A 6,603-nucleotide genomic window follows, 5' to 3' on the forward strand; every position below is an offset into this window, starting at 1 on the left:
AGCTAGGAGAAGAAACTGTAGAAGTATTCTTAATTAACCCAGGGAATTCGCTAACAGTACTATACGTTATTTGAATATATCTTCTGCTACATAATCATTAAACGTAACAGTAAAAGTGTTACCGGTAATTTTAAGCTGGTAGTAGTCACTGCTGATTCGCTCTCCGGTCGTGACATTTTTCACAACAAAGGAGATTGGATCATAAGCGGCATTCGTTCCACTATTATCTAAGGTATCACTAATCACTGGATTTTCTACAGGCATTGTTTTCGAAATACTACGAGTTGTCACTGTCCAATTGGCTACATTCTCTTTTTTAGGATCCTTATTCACCTGCTTAGTTAAAGCATTCTCATAATTTGATGCATAGACAACAGCATTGTAGTTTACTGTCTTATCATCATATTGAACAGCTACCGTGTTGTTCAAACTCTTTATATAAATACCAGTCCTTTTTCACACGAGTTTTGTACTTCACATAAACTCTTTTGATCCAAGTTTACCAAATTCCAAGTTTAGAGTGTTATTTTCAGTATCAACTTTCGTTGGGTATGCATTTGAACTAGGGTCTAAAAGATTGTAATCATAGCTCAAATAAGAGGTCATCTTATCTAGCATTACTGGTTAGTCACTTCTTCAAACCTTAAAGATCCAGGAACTAGCTCACTGTTTGCTGGCAAAGTATCTTTTAAACTAGTCATAATGAATTCACTACCTTTAGAATTAACAAGAATTAGCCAGTTTTTGATACAAATATTGACTGTCTGAATACGTTGTTCCCCCTATTTTTGTTCCCCCTGTATAATAAGGATTAACAAAATTCTCCTTTTGCCTCGTATTCAATAACTCCTGGTACGTCACCGTAATTTAAGGTCGCTTTATTTTTGACTTCTGTTTTTTCCTTTGAAGTGTTTAGTTTTGTATTAATCGTGATAACCAGTGTATCTTTTAATTCTGCATACTTTCCTAAAAAATCGATTCTGACACCACCATTAAAGCTACTAGGTGCTCCGTTGACATTTGGTTGAACGCCAGCTGGCGAACCTGTCTCATCAAATTGGGTGATTTTATAGTCGGTTCCTTCGATTAAATTTTCAAATACTGTATCTGAAATTTTCTTCTTCACAACTAAACTAGTATAATCAACAACGGGTCCTATAAAATAGTCATGAACAATCGCATGATTCATTGAGTATTTTCAGAATTGAGGTTAAACTCCACTCCATCGTCTGTTTATAAACATCAATTATTCCTGATTCTTTATGAAGTAGATTTGGAATCAAGCTGACTTTCGCTTCTTGCAAATTTTTGCCATCGGAAATTTTATTGGTAATGATTCGTTCTGTTGGGTCTGTGATTTTTGTTGAATATTTTACTACGTATGCTTGATTTGAATTTCCTTTGGGAGACATTTCTATTGAACCAGAACTATCCGATGCAAAAGAGACATTCCAGTCTGAAACCCCATCCCCTTGGTTTTCAACCGTTATAAGTATAGCCACTAGTATATTGAATACCGACTTTTTCAACAGTTAGTGAATCCTCCACATATTCAACACCTTGTTCAGTTAAATCCATTTTTAAAACTTTGAACTACTTGTTAAGGGTTGCTCATTAAAATTGTACTTAACTATCCAGTCAATATAGCCAGTTTCTTTATTTATTTTCCCACTAACATTCAAGGGCTGAGCGGCAACAAAAGATTTCGAATCATAAGTACTAGCAATGTTTATTCCTTCTTCATAAACATAAGAGTAACCATAAAAATAATTGCTTTCACTGGAGGAGCCATCCTCTTTAATATAATACGGTCCATCTATCCCTGATATTTTAGATTCTACGAAAATTGCTTTCTTCCCTAGCTTGTTGGTCAATTTTATTTCTGCTGTCGCCTGATAAGTACCTATTCCTTTTTGAGTTATCTGATAGTCAGCACCTTCTGTAAGCAACGTTTTAGTTCCAACTAGCTCTCCATTAAAATCGACATCACTTTTATACACATGTAATGAATCAAAAACTAGTTTACTATTAGAACTATAGGTTTCCACTTTAAAACACGGTTGTCTTGGTCTGTTCTATCTAGATTAAAGATCGATTCAATACTTGCAGTTTTAGGATTAATCGTTCCTAAAGTCACTTTTGTTTTACTTTTACCTTTTTCTATACTAGAAGTGGTTTCAAGTCTGTAAGTAGTTGGTATAGGCGTTGTATCAAAAACAACCACTTGTTCTTCTTCATCTATTCCATTAAACCTTTTCTAGCGAGGTAATCAAGTTTAACTTATACTCTTCTGACACAACGTTGTCTTCTAAAAAAGTGATTTTCAATTTCTTAGTTGCTGCATCAATCTCCCATTTTGCAGAAGTCATTGGACTAAAGTCACCAGATAAATTTTTAACAATAGCAATTTGAGCTGGTAATTGAGTAGTAAATATATATCACCCGCGTGGTAATTTTTGTTAGCAACGAAAATACTAAATTAAGCTTGATACCTGACATATTTGGAATCGTATCTGTGCTCTGAATCTCATCTCCGTTTATTTTATATAGTTTTACAGAAGTAAACAGATTGTCAGTAATCACTGTTGGCGCTGTCTCTTGTGTTGCGCTTTTGACTGCTACTTCTTCCTTTGGTTCAACTACATTCATTGAATTGCTGGCTGTTTTTCCACTTGCGTTGAAGCAGTTGAAGCCGGAGCTAATTCTGTACTTTCAGCTTGCTTAGTCTCTGGAAGTTTCTACTTGGCAATTGATGAGTTACTTGTTCCAGTGTCTGAGCTTTCGTTCTTCTCTTCTCCCACGGTAACTGATTCAATATTTTTTTCAAATTCTTCTTGTGCATAGACAATAGCTGGACTGAATATTTGCAAAAGCATCATAGAAATTATCGTTAGCGCAACCATTTTATTCTTCATATTATAAATACTCCCCTTTTATCAATAAAAAATGCTTGTTTCCCTAATATAACAAGCGCTTTTTTCTTTTTTAAAGGAAAAAAATAAGTCTTACAATTGAGTAAGCCTCTCCTAATTACCTTCTTAATTTTCTGTTCTGTTCTAATCAATCTGATTTAATGTATTCTCTGCTTCTATTTATAAAAGTATCTCCCTTCCCTCAATTGCTTTTTTATAAATAGCTTATATCTATAGTATACTATTTACCTACCTTCATTCAATATAAATTTAAAATAAAAAAATATTAAAATTATAAAAAGTATGTAAATGGTAATAAAATCTGAAAAGGTAGAATAATTATTTATCGTGGAAAGAAACCCAACCAACTTTTTCTTTGAAATAAACCGGTCTAATTGTTTGTGCCACGCTCATAAAAATCCTATATAACCAGATGAATGAATACCAAGAAATATCGAGAGTGCTCCCCTCAGAAAAATACACCCCACTCACTTATTATGTAACATTTATAAGAATCCAATGCGATTTCATAAGGAAGAGTCGTCCTCAAAAGTTCAGGTCAAAACGGTCATAATTCTTTACAAGTTTATACTTATAGTTAGGTTCTCTTTATATCGTCTTCCCACAAAAAACGACTAGGAAAGTTCGTTCATCTAATCCAGTTATCGCAATAGCTATTCATAGTAAAATTTAATATATTATACTATAATAAAATTGAAAATATTTTATTAAAATAACTTTTTTTGAACCTATATCAAGAGGAGGAATTATAATGAAACACATAAAAAAAGAGTTTATGCTTCATTGCAAGCCAGAAAATGCTTGGCAGCTTATTGTTAATCGTGATAAGTACAAATTATGGGCTGCTGCTTTCCAAGTAGGATCTACTTATACTGGTGATATGGGATTAAATGAAACCATTTTATTTGGTGATGGTTACTGAGAATGGACTAGTTGCTAAAGTAATCGTTTTTGAACCAGAAAAAGAAATTAAATTCTCTTTCTTAGGTGAAGTGAAGGATGAGAAATATTCTGAAGTTCCTGAATTTTCAAACATGTTTGAACAGTATATATTTGAACCTGTAGGGAATCAAACTAAAATGCTTGTCGATGTATCTATGAGGATAAATATTATGATATGATGAATGACTTGTGGGATAAAGCTGGAATAGAAATTGAAAAACTATGCAATTAATCTGAAATACCTTTCAATCAACCATAAAGAAGAGAGTGGGACAAACACCCATGAGGGCTAACGCCCTCACCAAACAGAATGAAAATAAAGTGATCGACCTGCAGGCTTTTTCCTGTCATACTAGAGATGACAGAAGTGGCTTGTAGGTCGATGACTTATTGAGGTTCTTCTCCAAGTAACCTTGAGGGACAAACTAGATCATTCTACTTATTTGGCACCAATCATTAGGTCCTAGAACCTGCGTATAAAAATAAATCGTTTCTATAAGTAGAATAGCCTCTTCTGTACTTTTTTTCAAGGAGGAATGTTGAAAATGGAAGATGTCTTTCGTTCTTGTTGTGCTGGATTAGACATCCATCAAAAAGTAATTGTTGCGTTGTATTATTCGTTCTGCTGAAGGAAATAAATGCCCAGAAAAATTCTTTGGCAGTTTTGACACGACAACTCGTGGTCTTTTTGACTTATCTGATTGGTGGCTTCTTACGAAGTCACACACATAAGCATGGAAAGCAACGGGGTGTCTTATTGGAAATGCGTATGGCGAATTTTACAAAATCATTTTGAACTACAGTTGGCGAATCCTCGTCACATCAAAAATATTCCAGGAAAAAAACAGATATGAAAGATGCGGAATGGATTGCTCGTCTCACTCGATTAGGAGTCGTTCCTACAAGTTTGTGCCACCAGAAACCTATTCAGGAATTGAGAGATTTAACCCGCTATCGCAAACATTTAGTGGAAGAGTTGAATCGGGAAAAAAATAGAGGACACATGGTATTGCAGAATGCTGGAATCAAATTAACCTCAGTGATTAAAGATATCTATGGAAAGTCTGGCAGAGCCTTACTTTATGTTCTAATTGAAAACAAACCAATACGACAGAAACGCTTATTCTCGAGTGTGTCTATACAACCTTACGCAGAAAGTGCCTCAATTGCTTGAATCCCTGGAAGGATTTATGACACCTCATTATCGTAAATGTTGTCTCTTCATCTCACTCAAATTGAGTGCTTAGAAAAACAATTAGTAGAAGTCGAAGAAACAATCAACGACTATCTCGTTCTTATGAAGAATACGTAGAACGTTTAGAGGAAATCCCAGGAATCAATCGAAGGACGGCAGCAGTTGTTCTCGCAGAAGTGGGATAGATATGTCTGTTTTCCCCTCAGCTGGACATTTAGCTTCATGGGCAGGAGCGAGTCCAGGAAATAATCAAAGTGCTGGAAAGACACGAAGTAAACGTGTAAGGAAAGGAAATTCTTATCTAAAGAAGGTCTTAGCACAAGGAGCACTGGCCGTTTCCCAAGGGAAACCCAATCGAATCCAAGCATTTTTCTTTCGGATAAGAAGAAATGCAAGTCACAAAAAATCGGTTGTTGCGACCGTTTCATTTATTATTACGTATCATTTATATCGGATGTTTTCCGATCAGTCCCGCTATAATGAACTTGGAGGAAGTTATTTACAAAATAGAAAGAACACTCTAACGCGTAGCTGCTAAAGCGTTCTAGACCAATTCCAGCTAACTACGTATTAAGTAGGAGGTAGCCTTTTTTTGTTTTTTTACGAATTTAGTTTTCGTATAAATAGTCAGAAATACATCTGATTGTTGCCTCACTTTTTTGATTTCTAAAAAAAGAGAATGTTCCGTTTAAAAAACAAGAGGGATCAACTATCAACGAAGAGGCAGCTAGCCGGAAGCAACTCGGCAAGAAACGAGCCGATTTCATTCCTAACTGGCGTCAAACGAGCTGTAAATAGCAATAAAACAGCTCGTAATTCCACAGTTGCTTTTGAGGCTGCTTATTCTGGAAGTATGAGCCCTCTCTATTCCTCATCATAAGGAAATAGACTGAAATAAACGAGCTTTTTTCACTTTTGGGCTACACAAAAAGCACACAACCTAGTATGATTAAAGTGTCGAAACTAAATCAAAGGAGTGTGCTCTTATGTTTAAAAATTTATACCATCAATCAAACAACTTTACCACTAGATATGGATCAGTTTATTTCCGAAACCGATGTTGTCTTTGCCGTTCACTCGCTAGTTGAAGCCATTCCACAGAAATTGTTTCATCAACTAGAACAACCACTTGGACGTCCAGCCTACCATCCCAAAATGATGTTAAAAAGTCATTTTTGTGTATGCGTATACCACAAAAAGTTGTTTTCAGGAAGAAGAATGGAATTTCTGTTGGAAGACAGTTATCGGATGCGGTGGTTGGCTAATCATGAACAAATCGTTACCGTACCATCAATCGTTTTCGTCGCCAAGAAAAACAACAGCACAACTGTTAGCAGAGGCTTTTGTTTATTTCGTCGCCAGCTGATAACCAATCAGGTTATTGAAAACGAAGCGATATTTATTGATGGTACAAAAATAGAAGCAGATGCGCGTAAATTCAGCTTTGTTTGGCGGAAAATCAACCAATCGGTATGAATGAACGATGTTGGATAAAAAATCTGAACAGTTTTATCAAAAATTGTACGAGGAAGA

At 35.2% G+C, this 6,603-nt stretch carries 10 protein-coding genes and 1 pseudogene; 4 read left to right on the top strand and 7 right to left on the bottom strand.

Features of this window, described 5'->3' with window-relative positions; all coding sequences use genetic code 11:
* Positions 1–66: 66 nt before the first annotated feature.
* From QWY90_RS17605 to QWY90_RS17630, 6 genes are all read right to left on the bottom strand, one after another.
* Positions 67–429 carry a hypothetical protein gene (locus QWY90_RS17605; RefSeq protein WP_290284056.1) on the bottom strand — a complete coding sequence of 121 codons (363 nt, stop codon included), beginning with the start codon at positions 427–429 and terminating at the stop codon, positions 67–69.
* A gap of 382 nt (positions 430–811) precedes the next feature.
* Positions 812–1,189: a hypothetical protein gene (locus QWY90_RS17610; protein WP_290284057.1), complete on the bottom strand. Its 378-nt coding sequence runs from the start codon at positions 1,187–1,189 to the stop codon at positions 812–814.
* On the bottom strand, positions 1,167–1,502 hold the full coding sequence (locus tag QWY90_RS17615; RefSeq protein ID WP_290284058.1) for a hypothetical protein: 336 nt from the start codon (positions 1,500–1,502) through the stop codon (positions 1,167–1,169). Before QWY90_RS17615 ends, QWY90_RS17610 begins: the two co-directional genes overlap by 23 nt.
* Before the next feature lie 78 nt (positions 1,503–1,580).
* Positions 1,581–2,048 (bottom strand): hypothetical protein, encoded by a 468-nt coding sequence (locus QWY90_RS17620; RefSeq protein WP_290284059.1) that lies wholly within the window; start codon positions 2,046–2,048, stop codon positions 1,581–1,583.
* Between the two features lie 346 nt (positions 2,049–2,394).
* Complete coding sequence (locus QWY90_RS17625) at positions 2,395–2,649, bottom strand: hypothetical protein (RefSeq protein ID WP_290284060.1); 255 nt, start codon at positions 2,647–2,649, stop codon at positions 2,395–2,397.
* 89 nt (positions 2,650–2,738) lie between these two features.
* The gene (locus tag QWY90_RS17630) at positions 2,739–2,915 is read right to left on the bottom strand and encodes a hypothetical protein (protein ID WP_290284061.1); all 177 of its coding nucleotides are present in this window, start codon (positions 2,913–2,915) and stop codon (positions 2,739–2,741) included.
* Positions 2,916–3,708: 793 nt separating this feature from the next.
* Here QWY90_RS17630 and QWY90_RS17635 point away from each other — a divergent pair.
* The gene (locus QWY90_RS17635) at positions 3,709–3,855 is read left to right on the top strand and encodes a hypothetical protein (RefSeq protein ID WP_290284062.1); all 147 of its coding nucleotides are present in this window, start codon (positions 3,709–3,711) and stop codon (positions 3,853–3,855) included.
* On the opposite strand, the gene QWY90_RS17640 is transcribed toward QWY90_RS17635, so the two are convergent.
* Entirely contained in the window at positions 3,835–3,969 is a 135-nt protein-coding gene (locus QWY90_RS17640; RefSeq protein WP_290284063.1) for a hypothetical protein, read from the bottom strand. The genes QWY90_RS17635 and QWY90_RS17640 overlap by 21 nt on opposite strands.
* Positions 3,970–4,716: 747 nt before the next feature.
* Here QWY90_RS17640 and QWY90_RS17645 point away from each other — a divergent pair.
* The 3 genes and pseudogenes from QWY90_RS17645 to QWY90_RS17655 form a co-directional block, all read left to right on the top strand.
* Positions 4,717–5,049, top strand: a pseudogene (locus QWY90_RS17645) (IS110 family transposase); the annotation flags it as partial.
* A gap of 208 nt (positions 5,050–5,257) precedes the next feature.
* Entirely contained in the window at positions 5,258–5,608 is a 351-nt protein-coding gene (locus tag QWY90_RS17650) for an IS110 family transposase (RefSeq protein WP_500683685.1), read from the top strand.
* Between the two features lie 407 nt (positions 5,609–6,015).
* Positions 6,016–6,546 (top strand): transposase, encoded by a 531-nt coding sequence (locus QWY90_RS17655; RefSeq protein ID WP_290284064.1) that lies wholly within the window; start codon positions 6,016–6,018, stop codon positions 6,544–6,546.
* Positions 6,547–6,603 lie beyond the last annotated feature (57 nt).

The sequence above is a fragment of the Flavobacterium paronense genome (genome assembly GCF_030409795.1).
Classification (GTDB): Bacteria; Bacteroidota; Bacteroidia; order Flavobacteriales; family Flavobacteriaceae; genus Flavobacterium; species Flavobacterium paronense.